Origin of the sequence: Streptomyces sp. Ru62 (assembly GCF_002920615.1) — a bacterium.
Classification (GTDB): Bacteria; Actinomycetota; Actinomycetes; order Streptomycetales; family Streptomycetaceae; genus Streptomyces.
The window spans coordinates 62,649-79,461 of sequence record NZ_PQSU01000008.1 but is presented as its reverse complement, the minus strand read 5'-3'; the positions used below and the strand labels follow the sequence as shown (position 1 = coordinate 79,461).

Below are 16,813 nucleotides of genomic sequence, written 5' to 3'. Positions count from 1 at the left end.
GCATGACCGACACCGCAGCCCCCGCGGCATCCGTGGCGGCGCCGACCCGCGTCCACCGCCGCCTCCGCGGCGGCGGGCCCCGGGCGGGCACCGTGGCCGCGTTCCTGACCCCCTTCTTCCTGCCGTTCCTGCTGTTCTACCTGGTGCCCGTCGGCTACGCGCTCTGGCAGAGCCTCCGGGTGGTGCGCCGCACCGGCGGGCAGTACGGAACCTCGTACACCACCTTCGGCGGTTTCGAGCAGTACGCGCAGGTGCTGCGGAACACCGAGTTCTGGTCCAGCATCGGCCGCATCGGGCTGTTCGGCGTCGTGCAGGTGCCGGTCATGCTGTGCGTCGCTCTGATCATCGCGCTGCTGCTGGACACTCCGCTGCTGAAGCTGAAGGCGTTCTTCCGCATCACCGCGTTCATGCCGTACGCCGTGCCCGGAGTCATCGCCGCCATCATGTGGTCGTACCTGTACTCGCCCCAACTCAGCCCTGTCGTCGACCTGCTGAACGGCATCGGTCTCAAGCCGGACTTCCTCGGCCCCGGGGCCGTGCTGTGGTCGACCGCCAACGTCTCCACCTGGCTGTGGACCGGCTACAACATGCTGATCATGTTCTCCGCCCTCCAGTCGATCCCCCAGGAGCTCTACGAGGCCGCCAAGATCGACGGCGCGAGCAACTGGACGATCGCTTGGCGGGTCAAGGTGCCGATCATCGCTCCGTCGATCGTCCTGACCTCGGTGTTCTCGATCATCGGCACGCTCCAGCTGTACGCCGAGCCGGCCGTGCTGCGCCAGATCTCCTCGAACATCTCCAGCACCTTCACGCCGAACATGCTCGCGTACACGGTGGCCTCCGGGAACAACTACCAGCAGGCCGCGGCCGTTTCCGTGGTCATCGCCGTCATCACCTTCGTGTTGAGCTTCGGGTTCATGCGACTGACCGCGAAGAGGGCCGGACTGTGAGCAACCCCTCCGTGATCCGTGAGAGCCCCGTCAGCCGTACGGCCGCCATGGCCCTGATGCTCCTCCTGGCCGTCTACTTCCTGCTGCCCGTGTACTTCCTCGTCGTCGCGGCGACGAAGCCGCAGGGCGACCTGGCCTCCACCAACGGGCTGGTGTTCTCGCACTTCAACCTGCTGGAGAACCTCCGCGTCCTGTTCACCCGCAGCAACGGCGTCTTCGGCCGCTGGGCTCTCAACACCGTCGTCTACGCGGTGCTGGGCGCGGCCGTGGGCACCCTGATCTCCGCTCTGTGCGGCTACGCCCTCGCCAAGTTCCGGTTCCGCGGCCGGGAGGTGCTGTTCTCCGTCATCCTCGGCGGCGTCCTCGTACCCACCACCGCGCTCGCCCTGCCGCTGTTCCTGCTGTTCTCGGCGACCGGGCTCGTCAACACCTATCTCGCGGTGTTCCTGCCCAGCATCGTCAGCCCGTTCGGCGTCTACCTCGCGCGCGTCTTCGCGAACGCGGCCGTCCCGCAGGAACTGATCGAGTCGGCGCGGCTGGACGGCGCGGGTGAGTTCCGCACGTTCTTCTCGGTGGCGTTCCGGCTGATGACACCGGCCCTGGTGACCATTTTCCTGTTCCAGTTCGTGGCCATCTGGAACAACTTCTTCCTGCCGATGGTGATGCTGCAGAAGGAGTCCCTGTTCCCGATCACGCTGGGCCTGTACGAGTGGAACGGCCAGACCGCCCGCGCTCCGCTGCTCCAGCAGTCCGTGATCACCGGCTCACTGGTGTCGATCGTGCCCGTGATCATCGTGTTCGTGCTCCTCCAGCGGTTCTGGCGCACCGGGCTCGCCGCCGGATCCCTCAAGTGACGTTCGCCCCCACGCACAGAAGGTGTCTGCCACCATGCCCAAACCGGCCGTGTTCGTGCCCCACTTCCACTGGGACCGTGAGTGGTACGAGCCCTTCCAGGTGTTCCGGCACCGGCTCGTCACCGCCCTCGACACCGTGCTGGAGACGGCCGAGGCGGACCCGGACTTCCGGTTCACCGTCGACGGTCAGATGGCCGCGATCGAGGACTACCTGGAGATGCGGCCGGAGAACCGCGATCGTCTCGCGGCCCTGGTCGGCGAGGGTCGGCTCGCCATCGGGCCGTGGCTGATCCTGCTCGACGAGTTCCTCTGCTCCGGCGAGACCATCGTCCGCAATCTCCAGCTCGGGTGGGCGGTCGCGGAGAGCCTGGGCGGGGCGATGCCCATCGGCTATCTGCCGGACATGTTCGGCCACATCGCGCAGATGCCGCAGATCCTGGCCCGTGCCGGCATCGAGCACGCCGCGTTGTGGCGCGGGGTGCCCGGTGCCGTCGAAGGCCACGCGTTCCGCTGGCGTGCTCCCGACGGCTCCGAAGTGCGCACCGAGTTCCTGTTCGACGGCTACGACAACGGCCTGGACCTCCTGCTGGTTCCGGACCGGATCGGCCGCGCGCTCGGCGAGTACACGGAGATGACGGCCCGGCGATGGGGCGACGACCCGGTGCTGGCGATGGCCGGCACCGACCACTCGGCGCCCGACCCGCGGCTCGCGTCCTGGCTGCGGCGGGCGGCCGGCCCGGACCGCGCCATCACCCTCGCCACACTCGACGAGTACGTCCGCGCGCACGTGCGCGACGAGGCGGACACCGTGGTCACCGGTGAGCTACGCAGTCATGTGCGCGGCAACATCCTGCCGGGCGTGCTGTCCGTCCGGCTCGGGCTCAAGCAGCGGATGGCCGTGGCCGAGCGCACCGTCGACCATGCCGAGCGGGTGAACGCGCTGTGGTCCGGGCGGGACGACTCGCCGTTCCTCTCGCTCGCCTGGCACAAGATCATCGAGTCGACGGCCCACGACTCGGTGGTCGGTTCCGGCACCGACGAGACCTGCGCCCAGGTCGAGGCGCGGCTCGCCGAAGCCGCGCAGATCGCGCGCGCCGTCCGGGACTCGGCCCTCGCCGAGCCCGCCGCCCTGGTGCCGAGCGACGGCCACCTGGCCGCCAATCCCCTGCCGTTCCCCCGCGAGGCGTTGGTGGAGGTGGAGGTCGCGGCCCCGCCCCGGGGAACCACCCTGGTCGTGACGACCGCGGACGGCTGCGAACGCCCCGTGCAACTGATCTCCGAGGCCCCGACCGTACTCAGCGACGAGCGCGTCGACGCCTCGCAGCTCGAACGCGTGCTGCGCCGGATCCATCGCCGGGAACTCTTCGGCCGGCTGATCGACCGCTACGAACTCACCTCGGGCTCGCTCGTCTTCCACCTCGCCGAGGTGCCGACCAGCGGACCGTTCGACCTGCTGATCCTGCGCCGCGATGTCGCCGCCGCCGCTGCCGCGCATCCGGGTGAGTGGCGGGTGCTGACGCTGGAGGAGGCCCGCGCCACCGCGCTGGTGCCCGTGCGCGTCCCCGCCTGCGGGCTGGCGAGCTTCCGGGTCGCGCCGAGCGAGCGGCCTGCCGCCCCCGCGGCGACACCCGCTCCGGCGACGGCGACGGCCCGCACACTGTCGAACGGGCTGGTCGAGGCCGAAGTCGCCGAAGACGGCACGTTGAAGGTGACCGGCGCCGACGGCACCGTGCTGAGCGGGGTCGGCCGGCTCGTCGACGGCGGTGACCGCGGCGACAGCTACAACTACGCTCCTCCGGCCCGGGACGTGCTCGTGTCGGAGCCCGCGGAGATCAGCGTCGAGCTCCTGGAAAGCGGCCCGCTGCGTTCGCGCGTGCGCGTCACCCGTGTCTACGAGTGGCCCACGGAGCTCTCCTACGACCGCGACCTGCGCGGCGGCCGGACCGTGCCGACTCCGGTCGAGATGCTGGTGGAAGTGCGTGCCGGGGAGCCGTTCGTCCGTGTCTCCACCGCCTTCCTCAACCAGTCCGCCGACCACCGGCTGCGCTTCCACGTGCCGCTGCCCGAACCCGTGGACACGTCGGCCTCCGCCGGGCAGTTCGCCGTCACCGAACGCGGGCTCAGTGCCGAAGGCGGCTGGGGCGAATTCCCGATCCCGACGTTCCCCGCCAGCACCTTCGTGTCGGCCGGCGCCGCACACGTCCTGCTCGCCCACTCCAGTGAGTACGAGCTCGTCGACGGCGGCTCCGAACTCGCCCTGACCCTGCTGCGCGCCATCGGCTCGATCAGCGTCAACATCCATCCTCTCCGTGACGAGCCCGCGGCGAGCGAGATCCCCGCACCGGGTGCGCAGGACCTGGGCATGCGCATCGAGAACCGTTTCGCGGTGCTGCCCTCGGCCGCCGGCTGGGAGGGTGCGCGGGCGGTCGCGCACGCCGAGGAGTTCCGCAACGACGTCCTCGTCACCCGTGGGACCGCCCCCGCCGGGGGTGACCTGCCCCCGGACGCGACCGGCATCCGGGTCGACGGCACGAACGTCCTCGTCTCGGCCGTTCGCCGGGTCACCGACCCAGGTCGCCGAGCCGGTACCGAGATCCGGCTGACGGCGATGAGCGACACGGGATCGTACGTCCGCGTCACCGGCCCGTTCACGGAAGCCACCACGGTCGACCTGCTGGGCAGGCCCCTGTCCGGGACGCCGGTGCGGAACGGGCTCGGACTCGACCTCGCCCCCTGGGAGATCCGCACCGTCCGGGTGCGCTGACCGGTCGCCGCCGGCGCTCGACGCGCCCGCTCGGGCGCCCGCACACACGCGCGCGCCCGCACACCCAGCGCCCGCACCCTCGCACACTCGCAGTCGAGAGAGAGTTGTGACCTCTTGTCCTCCAGACTTTCCGCCCATGTCCAGGACCTCGCACCCGGACGCGGAGCATTGCGTCCCGCGCGGTCGTGGCTGCACTCCGACGCTCCCTCCCGGTCGCTGAACGGTCCGTGGCGGTTCCGTCTGTCGCCCACGGCGTCGGCGGCCGAGGACTTCGCGGCGGAGGAGTTCGACGACGACGGCTGGGACAGCATCCCGGTCCCCTCCCACTGGGTGCTCCAGGGCGACGGAGCCTACGGCAGGCCCCTCTACACCAACATCCGGTTCCCCTTCCCGCTCGACCCGCCCCACGTGCCGGACGAGAACCCCACCGGCGACTACCGGCGGCACTTCGGCCTGCCCGCCGACTGGTCGGACGCCGAGCGCGTCGTGCTGCGCTTCGACGGGGTCGAGTCGTTCTTCAGGGTGTGGGTGAACGGCGTGGAGATCGGCAGCGCCAGTGGCAGCCGGCTCGCCCACGAGTTCGACGTCACCTCAGCGGTGCGCCCGGGCGACAACGTCGTCGCCGTACGGGTGCACCAGTGGTCGGCGGCCAGTTACCTGGAGGACCAGGACCAGTGGTGGCTGCCGGGCATCTTCCGGGACGTCACCGTGATCGCCCGGCCGGCCGGAGGCATCGAGGACGTCTGGTTGCGCACGGGATTCGACGACGGGCGCGGACGCATCGACCCCGAGGTCACGGCCGAGGCGACGGCGTTCCCGGTCACCCTGCGCATCCCCGAACTCGGCGTCGAGCAGGTCTGGGCGACGCCCGCCGACGTGGCCCCCCTCGGCGTCGCCGGCGTGGAGCCCTGGTCGGCCGAACGGCCCCGCCTCTACGACGCCACCGTGTCGACGGCCGCCGAGAGCATCGCCCTGCGTGTGGGGTTCCGCACGGTCGAGATCAGGGGCGACCGGTTCCTGGTCAACGGCCGCCGCGTCGTGTTCCACGGGATGAACCGCCATGAGGCGCATCCCGAGCGCGGGCGCGTCTTCGACGAGGAGCATGCCCGTGCGGACCTGGCCCGGATGAAGCGGTTCAACGTGAACGCCATCCGCACCAGCCACTACCCGCCGCACCCACGGCTGCTCGACCTCGCCGACGAACTCGGGTTCTGGGTCGTCCTCGAATGCGATCTGGAGACGCACGGCTTCGAAGACGCCGACTGGGCCGGCAATCCCTCCGACGACCCGCGGTGGCGCGGGGCGCTCCTCGACCGCATCCAGCGCACCGTCGAACGGGACAAGAACCACCCCAGCATCGTGATCTGGTCGCTCGGCAACGAAGCGGGGACGGGAAGCAACCTCGCCGCCATGTCGGCGTGGGTCCACGCCCGCGACACCGAACGCCCCGTGCACTACGAAGGCGACCACACCGGCGAGTACACCGACGTCTACTCACGCATGTACGCGTCGGTGCCGGAGATCGAGCAGATCGGCGCCGACGGGGCCCGCTCGGCGCTGGCGCACTGCACTCCGGCCCAGAGTGCCCGCCAGCGCGCCAAGCCGTTCCTGCTGTGCGAGTACGCGCACGCGATGGGCAACGGGCCCGGAGGACTCGACGCGTACGAGGCACTGGTGCACACGTACCCGCGCGTGCACGGCGGTTTCGTCTGGGAGTGGCGTGACCACGGCATCCTGGCCGACGCCCCGGACGGAACGCCGTACTACGCCTACGGCGGCGACTTCGGGGAGGTGGTGCACGACGGCAACTTCGTGATGGACGGGATGCTGCTGAGCGACGACGTGCCGACGCCCGGCCTCCACGAGTTCAAGGCGGTCGTGCAGCCGATCCGCTTCGGCTTCGGCGACGACGGCGTCACGATCACGAACCTGCGGCACTCCGCCGACACCTCCGACCTGCGCTTCCGCTGGCGGGTCGAACACGACGGGGTGCCCGTGGACAGTGGTGACCTGGAGGTCCCGCTCATCGGGCCGGGCGACTCGGAGCGGGTGCCGCTGCCACCGGTCCGGGTGTCGCGGGACGCCGAGACATGGCTCACGGTCGACGCGGTGCTGGCGGCCGGAACGGCCTGGGCTCCCGAGGGGCACGTCATCGCGACGGCCCAGCTGGACGCGTCGGCACCTCGTACCCCTCCGGCGGCCCGGCCCCGGACCGACTGGCGGCCGGGAGACGGGACCCTGACGCTGGGGATCGCCGAGTTCGTCGACGGATCCCTCGTACGACTCGCCGGCCGCGCCGTGACGGGCCCACGGCTGGAACTGTTCCGGGCGCCGACCGACAACGACGAGAGCGCGTCCGACCGGGTCGAGGACAGCGACGCCGCCGTCGCCGGGGTGTCCCACGCCGATCTGTGGCGTCGCGACGGCCTGGACCGGCTGATGACGCGACGCGTGTGCGTGGAGCAGACCGCGCGGTCCCTGCGCACGATCGACAAGGTCGCCGCGGCGGGCTCCGCCTCCTCGGTGACGGTGGATTCCGTCTGGTCCCTCGACGACGACGGGCTGGAACTGCTGGTGGAGATCGAGCCGTCGAGAGGCTGGCGGACGGTGTGGCCACGGATCGGGATCCGTTTCGGCTTTCCCGACGGCACGGCTCCGGTCGACGGCGCCGAGTGGTTCGGTCTCGGTCCGTTCGAGTCCTATCCCGACAGTCTGCGTGCGGCGCGCACAGGTCGCTTCACCGCGGGCGTCCGCGACCTCTCGGTCGACTACGCGCGCCCCCAGGAGACCGGGCACCGCTCGGGACTGCGCCGGCTGACGCTGCTGAGCGGCGGCACCGAGGTGCTGCGCGTCGAGGCGGTCCCGGACAGGGCCGGGCGTCGTCCGGGCTTCACCCTCAGCCGCCACACCCCCCGGCAGACCGCCCGGGCCAGGCACCCGTTCGAGCTTCCCGGGTCGACGACGAGCCACCTGATCATCGATGCGGCCCAGCACGGACTCGGTTCGCGCTCCTGCGGACCGGACGTGCGGCCCGGGTTCGCTCTTCGTCCCGAGGCCCGCACGATCAGACTGCGCATCGCGGCGGGCCGCTGAACGGCGTCACTGCTGGGGTGCGGGCAGCCCGAGCAGGAGCAGTGTCACGTCGTCGTCGTGGGTGGCCGTGTCCGGGATGAGGCTGCCGACCAGGTGGGCCGCGGTCGCGTCCAGGGTGTCGGGATCGGTGGGAGCGTCCTTCAACACGCCGTCGAGGGTCCGGGTGAGGACGTCGATCTGCACCTCGATGTCGGTGCCGGGCCTCTCGACGAGTCCGTCGGTGTAGAGCGCGACGGTACTGCCCGGGAGCAGCGGCTGGGTCGTCTCCTCGAACGGCACCGCGGCGCCGGACAGCTCGTTGACGCCCAGCGGCACACCGACCGGTGCCGGCAGCCGGTGGGCGGGCCCGTCAGGGGGCCGGGCGATGACCGGCATGTGTCCGGCCGAGCACAGGGTGACTTCGTGGGCTTCCTGGTCGATCACCAGGTAGACGCAGGTGACGAGCTGGTCCGCCAGGTCACCGACGAACGCGTCCAGGCCGGTCATGAGCCGGCTGGGCGGTATGCCCGTACGGGCCAGTGCGTGGGAGGCTGCGCGCAGCTGGCCCATGACGGCCGCCGCTTCCAGCCCCCGGCCCATGACGTCGCCGATCACGATGCCGGTGCGGTGGGCGTCCAGGGGGATGATGTCGAACCAGTCGCCGCCCACCCCGGGGTCCTGGACGGACGCCAGGTAGCGGTGTGCGCTGGACAGGTGCGGCAGCCGGGGCGGCTCGCCCATGAGACTGTGCTGCAGGGTGTAGGCGATGCGTCGCTGCTGCTCGTAGCGTCCGGCTCGTTCCGCTTCGCTCTGTCGGCGTTCGGTGATGTCCCGTACGGCCATGAACATCACCGCCTCCTGTTCGTCCTGGAGGGTGCTGACGCTGACCTCGACGGGGAATTCGACCCCGTCGCGGTGCAACCCGTACAGGTCCCGGTCCAGGACGATCGGCTGCGGATCGCGCCGTCGCAGGTAGGCGCTCAGCAGCGCGCTGTGTCGGCGGCGCCGGGCGCCGGGCACCAGGTCGGCGACGTTGGTGCCGACGAGGTCGTCCGGCCTGTGGCCGAAGAGTCGTTGCACCTGTGCGTTGGCCATGACGATGCTGCCGTCGCCGTCCGTGATGAGGGTGGCGTCGGGTGCGGATTCCAGGAGCGCGCGGAACCGCTGGTGGGAGCGCTGGACCTCGCGCTGGGCCGCGACCCGTTCGGTGACGTCGATGACCACACCGCAGACGGCGTAGGGGGTGTCGGTCGGGTCGGTGAGCGGGAACAAGGTGGTGAGGACGTCCCGGGGGCCTATCGGCAGCAGCAGACGCTCCTCCCGCTGTACGGCGGTGTCGCGCACCCGCGTGCCGAAGTCGTCGGAGCTCATGTGACGTGCCAGGTCGACCGGCAGGACGTCTTCGGCGCGCCGGCCCAGGACCTGTTCGTACGACAGGCAGGTGTTCTCCTCGAACCTTGAGTTGACCGCCAGGAAGCGGCCGTCCAGGTCGGTGATGAACACCGTCGCGGGCGTGTGGTCCATGAACGCCTGCAGCAGTTCGTTCTGCCGCACCTGCCATTCGGCCCGGGCGTGTGCCAGTTCGACTCGGCGGCCCACGGGCAGGGTGACGAAGACGACCACGGTGAAGACGGTCACGTGTCCCCACACCAGCAGTGCCGTACCCAGCCGCCCCCCGTACAGCCCGGCGTCCTGACCGGCCAGGACGGCCCAGCCCAGCAGCAGTGGGACGATCAGGTTGGTGGCGACCAGCCGGCGCCCCAGCGGGCTCATGATGCCCGCCTTCATCAGCAGCCCCGCGAGGCCCTCGTCCGGGCGGGCCAGGAACGCGGCGATGCCCGCCAGCACCAGGGCCAGCGCGGTGGGCAGGGCCATGTAGGCGCCGAAGCGTTCCATCTCGGGGGCGTGGTAGGCCAGCCCGTACAGGCGCAGCAGGCCCAGGCCGAGGACGGACAGGCCCGAGATCTGGCCCGCCCAGGCGGGCAGTCGGCGCATGCTCAGGCCCAGGGATGCCGCGCCTGCGAGCGTCAGCGCCGCGGCCACGCTCGGTGCCACCCGTCCGGGCGCCCCGGTCATCAGCCGGACGCTGTCGTCCCGGAAGAGAAGCTGATCGATGCCGAGGCCGGTCCCGGTGACGTACTCCAGCAGGGTGAGCCCGCCGATCAGGGCGGCCAGGCCCGCGGCCCCGCGAGCCACGGCGGTCGTCTGCCGGGTCATGGGCCCGCGAGCCGCCAGGAACAGCGAGAGACCGACCGCGAGGAGGGCCACGGCAGTGTTCGGCCTCATGGCCGGGGTACCGCCGGGCAGGGCGCCCTTCAGCACCGCGATGCCGGAGATCCAACCGGACAGGCCCACCGCACCGAGCAGGGCGCACAGCACGGACGCTCCCCGGCCCACCGCGCGAGCGGCGGCCAGGATGCACTCGTGGAACGGCAGGCTTTCGGCCTCCTGCCTTCGCCTCTCCAAATCATCACCTTTATGGACAGATGACTTAAGTGGCATGAAGCTACTTCAAACTTCACTAATGCGTACAGTCTTGTCATGAAGGGGCCGGGGTGTTATGGGGTGCGCGCACGGCAGACCCCGATGCGGGCCGGGCGCTTGACTCGTGCCGACCGGTGTCGCACATTTGAGTCCGCATAGCGGAAACCATTTCTCGCAATATGGCAAGAAAGTGGCATGAATACGGTAAGGACGGTGGATCCGTGATCCACGCGTCGGAACGGCTCGGCCGCATCGCCAGGAATTCCCAGGCGCCCATGAGGTCCGAGCCCTCACAGGACCCCCCATGAAATCTCCTTCCCGCGGTGTCCCGGCACCGGGTACGGAGGGCAGCGAGGGCCGTCTCTCGCGGGGGCCCCGGCACCGGTGGGGACATCGCTTCCGGCTCGGTCCCCCAGGTACCGGCAGACCCCTGGTCAACGGCGCCCGAGCCCAGGCTGCCCTTCCCCTCCTGCTGATCGCGGCGATCACCCTCGCGGCCTCCTTCGCCCCCCTCGCCGTTCACCTCTCACCCCTCCTTGTGGCCGCCCCCACCTTCACCGCGGCAGTCGCGCGGACCCCGTACACGGTCGCCATAGCGCTCGCCGCCAGTGCGGCTGTGGTTGTCGCCGACTGGCATGACGGGCTGGTGCGTTCGCCTCTGCTGCCCCTTCACATCGGTGCCCTGCTGGCCGTCTCCGCCTCGGTGATCGTCGCTCGCGCCCTGCACGATCGTGACCTGCGGGAACTCACGCAGGTACGGGCCGTGTCCGAGGCGGCCCAGCGGGTTCTGCTACGGCCCCTCCCCCGCAGACTGGGCTCTTTGCGCGTCGCGTCGGCGTACCGGGCGGCCACCGCGCACGCCCAGGTGGGCGGTGACCTGTACGCCGCCGCCCGCACCGGCCGCGCCACCCGCATCCTCATAGGCGACGTCCGCGGCAAGGGCCTCCCCGCCCTCGAGGACGCCTCCGCCCTGCTCGGCGCGTTCCGCGAGGCGGCCCATCGGCACGCGACGCTCCCGGAGCTGGCGGCCGCCCTGGAACGCAGCGTCCGCAGACACCTGGACGAGATGGCCGAGCTGGCGCCCGACAGCGCCGAGCGCTTCATCACGGCCCTGTTGGTCGAACTTCCCGACGCGGAGGAGACCGTCCGGATCGTCAGTTGCGGACATCCCCCGCCTCTGGTGAACCGACGCGGCCCCGTGACCGCCCTGCCCGTGACCCGACCCGCTCCGCCGCTCGGCCTGGCCGGCAGCACGGCGGAGGAATTCCCCCTCGCCACCTTCGCGTTCTCCCCAGGGGACACGTTGTTGCTCTACACCGACGGGCTCATCGAGGCCCGCGACGCCACCGGGAGCTTCTACCCCGTCCTCGAACGCGCCGCCGCCTGGGCGTGGCAGTGTCCGCACGGCCTCCTGCAGGACATCAGCAAGGACCTGAGCAGTTATGCGGGCCCGCGCCTGCACGACGACCTCGCCATGGTGGCCGTACACTCCCCCGCCCGCTCCCGCCACGTCCCGGCGAGCATCACCGGACCCGCACCGGAGGCGACCGCATGACCAGCGACACCACCAGCGACGACGGCCCCCCGCCCCCGGTGTCTCCGATGCACATGGCCGACCCGGAAGGGCCCGTGACGAGGATGGCCACCGTACGACGCCTGCTGTGGCACCCGGGCTCGCTGCTCGCCGTCTACCTGTGCGCGGCCTGCGCGGTCCAACTGGGCGCGTCCGCGGGGGGCCTGGTCCGCTGGTCCGCCTACTCGGTGCTGGCGCCCCTCATGGCCGCCGCGCTGCTGACCGTCCGTGGCACCCTCACGATCGGGGTGGCGACGCTGGTGGCCAGTGTGGCCGTCTACGGCTTCGCGATCCATGGCGTCTCGGACGGCGGCCGAACGGTCGTGATCGCCGCGGCCGTGCTGTCCCTCGTCCTCAGCCTCGTCGTCTGCCAGGTGCGCCTGCGTCCCCGACGCTCGGCTCCCGCCCCCGCGCGGCGGCCTGTGGAGCCCGCCGACAGCGCGCCCCCTGACACGCCTGCGCCCTCGGTGACCGATCTGCCGCTGGATCTCCTGCCGGAGCCCGCGGCGGTGGAACTCGCCGCTCGCCGCACGGCCGCCGACGGCACGGCGGGCGCGCAGGCCTACTGGCTCGACGCGATACCGCTGCCGGGTGCCCGGGTCGCGCTCGTCGCCGGCTCCGTCGAGGACGGGGCCGCCACGCCTGCCATCGCCGCCGAACTGCGCGCCGCGGTACGTACGCTGGCCGACCTCGACCTGCAACCGGAGGAACTCCTCACCCGCCTGGAGCACGTGCTCACCCGACTGCGTCCCGCCGACGACACGGGCCGGCACCGCGCGGGCGCGCCCGAGGTCGCCGTGAGGTGCCTGTACGCGGTCTACGACCCCGTGTCCGGCTGCTGCACCCTCGCCGGCGCCGGCTCTCCGGCGCCGGCCGTCATCAGGCCCGACGGCGTCGTCACCACGGTCGAGCTGCCGGTCGGCCCGCCGCTCGGCCACGCGCGGCCGCCCGTGGAGGCCACGGAGGTCCGTCTCCCCGAGGGCAGTGTGCTCCTGTTGTGCGGACACGGCCCCGGCACATCCGAGCCGGCAGCCGAGACCGGCGCAACCGCGCTGCCCGTGACGGACCTCGGGTCCCAGCCCGGCCTGAGCGCCATCTGCCAGGCCGCCCTCGACACGCTGCTGTCCGGCGGGCGGTGCGCCCACGCCGGCGTGCTCGCCGCCCGCACCCGCAGGCTCGGCGCCGGAAACGTCGCCACCTGGGAGCTCACGGCCGGCCTCGCCTCCGCCTCCGAGGCCCGCAGGCACGTCGCGGGGAAGCTGGCCGCGTGGGGCCTTGAGGAGGCCGTCGCCACCACGGAACTCGTCGTCAGCGAACTCGTCACCAACGCCGTCCGCCATGCGGGTCCACCCGTGCGGTTGCGCCTGATCCTCCAAGGCACCGGACTGATCTGCGAGGTCTCCGACAACAGCAGCACCTCCCCGCATCTGCGGTGGGCCCGCACCTTCGACGAGGGCGGACGCGGACTCTTCATCGTCGCCCAGCTCACCCGGAGCTGGGGCACCCGCCACCATGTCCACGGCAAGACCGTGTGGGCGGAACAACACCTCGGAACGCCCGGAACGCCGGACGCAGCCCCTGCCGACGGTCACAGCACGGCGGCGCACGCCCCCTCATGAGGCCCCGCTCCAGGGGAGAGGGCGCGCCAGGTCAGGAGGAGCTCGGGCGGTCCGGATCCTCGCCGTCGGCCTCGAACACCTTCGTCCATGTGGCCCCGCACCGGCAGCGGGAGTGCTCGATCAGTTCACCTTGTTCCGACACGCTCAGGCCCTGGCTGAGCCGCACGTGCACATGATCACCCATGAGGGACTGCTCTCCTTGACGTCCATAGTCACCTCATCGTGATGGTTTGTCGCGCAGCCTGGCAATGCCGCGGCTCACACACTTCCCGGTGAGCGGGGACATGCGGCATCGGCCCCTTCGAGGTCACTCCACCCGTGGGGTGCCGGACCCCTCGCGTACGGCGCGCGCCTGGCGGGCGAGGGCGAGCAGGCGGCCGTCGGTGGACCACAGCGCGCTGTTCTCGATGGCCCAGCCGCCGCCGGCGTGCTCGGTGCGGATACGGACCAGGGCCCAGTCCGAGGTGGGGCCGGCGTCCACGGCGTCGGTGAAGTGCACGGTCAGTTCGGCGGTCGGCACCGGCCTCGGCACGGTCCACAGGGCGAAGAGCGCGGGCGGAAGGGCGTCGGCGAGGACCACCAGTGACCGGGCGTCCAGCGGCCTGCGGTCGGCGAAGCGTATCCACGCCAGGAGTTCGGCGCGCTCTCCGCCGCCGAGGGGCCGCGCATCGGTGGCCGGCCGGATCTCCAGGTGGGAGGCGAAAAGTGCCAGGTCAGCCGGGAGGGCGAACGGCGGACAGTCCCCGGGGGGCGGTACGGCGGGCGCGGGCAGGTCGGTGTAGGCGGGGCCGCTGCCGCCCCGTCCGAACACCGCGGAACCCGTCAGGACGGGGGCGCCGCCCTGGGACGCGGTGACGGCGGACATGGAGGTGCGGCGGCCCTCGCGCAGGACCCGGGCCGCGAACCGCAGCGGCTGCTGGTCCACCGGGGCCAGGAAGTGCGCGCCCACGGTGCGGACCGGAACCGGGTGCCCGGTCCGTCCGGGGAGGCAGTCGTGCAGGGCGGCGAGCGCCAGGGCGGCCACGTATCCGCCGTGGGCGCCGGACCAGGACGTCCAGGAGCGGTCGATAAGCACGGGGCCGTCGGTCGCGGGCCACGCCTCGGGGGCAGGGCCCGTGGCGGTTCCGGTTTGCGAGGGGGTGCTGACGTGGCGTGGAGCTGAATCGGGCATGCAGACCCCTTGGGAGTAGGTAAGTTTGGTTTTCGAACCCACAGCAGGACCCACCGTAGAGAGGTGTGCCGGGAAAGGGAAACCGAGCGGGGGCGGTGGGCGGGCGCGTTTCCGGCAGTGCGGGAAACACAGCCTCGCGCCGGAGGCCGGTTCGCGGCAGGGCGCCTATCGCCCGGCGGGGTGCTCCGCGGCGCGCAGTCGCTCCGCCACCTGCGTCGCCGCTCCCCGCGCCGCGACGACGAGGGCCGACTGGTGCTGGGTGAATCGGCGCATCGGGGCACTGATGCTGAGGGAGGCGACGACCTCCGCGCGGGGGCCGTGGATGGCCGCGGCCACACACCCGACGTCCGTGGTGGATTCCCCGTAGTCGAAGGAAATTCCGGTATTCCGGATTTCTTCCAATTGCCGCATCAGGTCGTCGACGTCGACCAGAGCACGAGTGGTGAGGGTGCGCAGTGGCCGCGCGCGCAGTTGCCGCTCGGCCTGTGCCGGCGGGCGGGCGGCGAGCAGGAGTCTGCCCGAGGGGAAGGCGTGGGCCTCGTAACGCGCGCCCACCCGCGGCCCGAGGACCGACAGGGGCGCGTCGCCCACGACCTTGTCGATGAACAGCACGCTGCCGCGCAGGAACACGGCCACGCAGACCGTCTCGCCGAGCCGGCGGGCCGCGGCCTCCATGACGGGGTGCGCGGCACTGATCAGGGCCGACGACGAGCGCTGCACCTCCCCCAGTTCGAAGGCGCGCCAGCCGAGTTCGTACCGACCCCGGCGGCGGACCTGCAGCAGTCCGGCCTCCGTGAGTCCGGTGAGCAGGGAATGGGCGGTGGACCTGGGCATCCCCAGCGAGGCAGCGACATCGCTGACTCCCCACTCCGGAGTCGCCTGGGTGAACAGGTCCAGCACCCGGCCGGCCTTCGCGAGTGTCGACATCACCCCGCTCCTTCGGTCCGCTCCCCGGTGCCCGGGACCGGTGCTCCGGGGCAGGGGCCCGTTCGATGACCGCCGGCCTCGCCCGCGGAAGAGGATTCCGCTCGCGCGCCACGGAAGAGGATTCCGCCTAATTCCGTATATTCGCACATGAGGTGGTTCTTTGCTCAGGCGGTACGGACATGCCGACGGAGGCGTTCACCGGGGTGCCGCGTTGCCGACAGTGCATGCACCACCTCACGGAAGGACGACGTGATGACCTCGCCCTCACTCACGGCGCCGGATCTGTTCAAGGAACTGGACGGCACACGCTTCGCCTGCCGCCGCTTCGGCCGCCCGGACGGCGTTCCCCTGGTTCTGCTGAGCCGGTTCCGCGGCACGATGGACGACTGGAACCCGCTGTTCGTCGACGCCCTGGCGGAGGCGCGGCCCGTCATCCTCTTCGACAATGCCGGAATCGGCAGGTCCGAAGGCCGCACACCCGGCACGATCACCGAGATGGCGGTCACGGCAGCCGCCTTCGTCGCCGCGGTCGCCGACCCGCCCGTCGACCTGCTGGGCTTCTCGCTGGGCGGATACGTCGCCCAGCGGCTGACTCTGGGGCGTCCCGAGCTGGTCAGGCGTCTGGTCCTGGCCGGGACGGGGCCGGGCGCCGGCGAGGGCATCCTGCCCTCCAACCCCCAGGTGGCGCCCTTGCGGTCGGCGCCGGAGATGGACCCGGCCACGCTGCGGGCGCTGTTCTTCACCCGGTCCCCGGCGGGTGCGCGCGCCGCGGAGGAGGTGTGGCACCGCACGCACCAGCGGCCGCGACGCGAGCCGGGTGTCCCGTCCGAGTCCTGGGAACGGCAGATCGACGCCATCGCACACTGGTCGTCGGCCGACGGCGACGGCGCGTACGACTCGCTGGAACGCCTGTCCCTACCCGTCCTCGTCGCCAACGGCAGCGACGACGTCATGATCCCCACCGTCAACTCGTTCGTCATGTCCCAGCGGCTCCCCGACGCCGAGTTGGTGATCTACCCGGACTCCGGGCACGGTTTCCTCTTCCAGTACGCGGAACTCTTCGCGGCCCGCGTCGACGAGTTCCTGGACCGTCCGGTGCACAGCACGGCTTCGTGAGGTCCAGGCCCTGTCGGCACCGAGGCCGTCCCGCAGGGCACAGGTCGGCGGGACGCCGGGCGACGAACGCCCCACCCGCGCGGTAGTCACGATCGCCGTGGCGAGGGCTTCGGCGGCGGTCCCGTCGTGGCGCGCGGCCGCGATCACGACGTCTGCGACCGGGGCCGGGACGCGCCGCAGCCCTTGTCCGCCGACGGTCACCGCGGACCCGGTCGCGGGTGAGACCCGGTCCGCTACGGCGATGTCCTCCACCCGGGCCACGAAGTAGCCCCCCGTCGTACGG

11 protein-coding genes are annotated in these 16,813 nt (G+C 71.6%); 7 read left to right on the top strand and 4 right to left on the bottom strand.

The window, feature by feature from the left end:
- Positions 1 to 2 precede the first annotated feature (2 nt).
- The 4 genes from C3492_RS12710 (at position 3) to C3492_RS12695 (ending at position 7,661) form a co-directional block, all read left to right on the top strand.
- Complete coding sequence (locus C3492_RS12710; protein ID WP_103811863.1) at positions 3 to 950, top strand: carbohydrate ABC transporter permease; 948 nt, start codon at positions 3 to 5, stop codon at positions 948 to 950.
- On the top strand, positions 947 to 1,804 hold the full coding sequence (locus tag C3492_RS12705; protein WP_103811862.1) for a carbohydrate ABC transporter permease: 858 nt from the start codon (positions 947 to 949) through the stop codon (positions 1,802 to 1,804). Before C3492_RS12710 ends, C3492_RS12705 begins: the two co-directional genes overlap by 4 nt.
- 34 nt (positions 1,805 to 1,838) lie before the next feature.
- A complete protein-coding gene (locus C3492_RS12700; protein ID WP_103811861.1) occupies positions 1,839 to 4,568 on the top strand; it encodes a glycoside hydrolase family 38 C-terminal domain-containing protein in 2,730 nt (909 codons plus the stop codon).
- Between the two features lie 114 nt (positions 4,569 to 4,682).
- On the top strand, positions 4,683 to 7,661 hold the full coding sequence (locus tag C3492_RS12695; protein WP_103811860.1) for a glycoside hydrolase family 2 TIM barrel-domain containing protein: 2,979 nt from the start codon (positions 4,683 to 4,685) through the stop codon (positions 7,659 to 7,661).
- Between the two features lie 6 nt (positions 7,662 to 7,667).
- Here the strand turns inward: C3492_RS12695 and C3492_RS12690 are convergent, their stop codons facing one another.
- Positions 7,668 to 10,106, bottom strand: a complete 2,439-nt coding sequence (locus tag C3492_RS12690) for a SpoIIE family protein phosphatase (protein WP_181140339.1) — start codon at positions 10,104 to 10,106, stop codon at positions 7,668 to 7,670.
- 556 nt (positions 10,107 to 10,662) lie between these two features.
- Here C3492_RS12690 and C3492_RS12685 point away from each other — a divergent pair.
- Positions 10,663 to 11,679, top strand: a complete 1,017-nt coding sequence (locus C3492_RS12685; RefSeq protein ID WP_103812015.1) for a PP2C family protein-serine/threonine phosphatase — start codon at positions 10,663 to 10,665, stop codon at positions 11,677 to 11,679.
- Entirely contained in the window at positions 11,676 to 13,316 is a 1,641-nt protein-coding gene (locus C3492_RS12680) for an ATP-binding SpoIIE family protein phosphatase (RefSeq protein ID WP_103811858.1), read from the top strand. The genes C3492_RS12685 and C3492_RS12680 overlap by 4 nt, the downstream gene beginning before the upstream one ends.
- 31 nt (positions 13,317 to 13,347) lie before the next feature.
- On the opposite strand, the gene C3492_RS44580 is transcribed toward C3492_RS12680, so the two are convergent.
- From C3492_RS44580 to C3492_RS12670, 3 genes are all read right to left on the bottom strand, one after another.
- Positions 13,348 to 13,500: a hypothetical protein gene (locus C3492_RS44580; RefSeq protein ID WP_165951814.1), complete on the bottom strand. Its 153-nt coding sequence runs from the start codon at positions 13,498 to 13,500 to the stop codon at positions 13,348 to 13,350.
- A 123-nt stretch (positions 13,501 to 13,623) separates the two neighbouring features.
- Complete coding sequence (locus C3492_RS12675) at positions 13,624 to 14,391, bottom strand: thioesterase family protein (protein ID WP_308461143.1); 768 nt, start codon at positions 14,389 to 14,391, stop codon at positions 13,624 to 13,626.
- Between the two features lie 261 nt (positions 14,392 to 14,652).
- A complete protein-coding gene (locus tag C3492_RS12670) occupies positions 14,653 to 15,414 on the bottom strand; it encodes an IclR family transcriptional regulator (RefSeq protein WP_103811856.1) in 762 nt (253 codons plus the stop codon).
- 252 nt (positions 15,415 to 15,666) lie between these two features.
- Between C3492_RS12670 and C3492_RS12665 the strand changes: the two genes are divergently transcribed.
- A complete protein-coding gene (locus C3492_RS12665; protein ID WP_181140338.1) occupies positions 15,667 to 16,530 on the top strand; it encodes an alpha/beta fold hydrolase in 864 nt (287 codons plus the stop codon).
- The last annotated feature ends 283 nt before the right edge of the window (positions 16,531 to 16,813 follow it).

Bases quoted from the DNA above. Each gene is read 5' to 3' on its own strand.
- C3492_RS12670 (WP_103811856.1), bottom strand. From the start codon at position 15,414: ATGTCGACACTCGCGAAGGCCGGCCGGGTGCTGGACCTGTTCACCCAG.
- C3492_RS12665 (WP_181140338.1), top strand. From the start codon at position 15,667: ATGACCTCGCCCTCACTCACGGCGCCGGATCTGTTCAAGGAACTGGAC.
- C3492_RS12710 (WP_103811863.1), top strand. From the start codon at position 3: ATGACCGACACCGCAGCCCCCGCGGCATCCGTGGCGGCGCCGACCCGC.
- C3492_RS44580 (WP_165951814.1), bottom strand. From the start codon at position 13,500: ATGGGTGATCATGTGCACGTGCGGCTCAGCCAGGGCCTGAGCGTGTCG.
- C3492_RS12680 (WP_103811858.1), top strand. From the start codon at position 11,676: ATGACCAGCGACACCACCAGCGACGACGGCCCCCCGCCCCCGGTGTCT.
- C3492_RS12700 (WP_103811861.1), top strand. From the start codon at position 1,839: ATGCCCAAACCGGCCGTGTTCGTGCCCCACTTCCACTGGGACCGTGAG.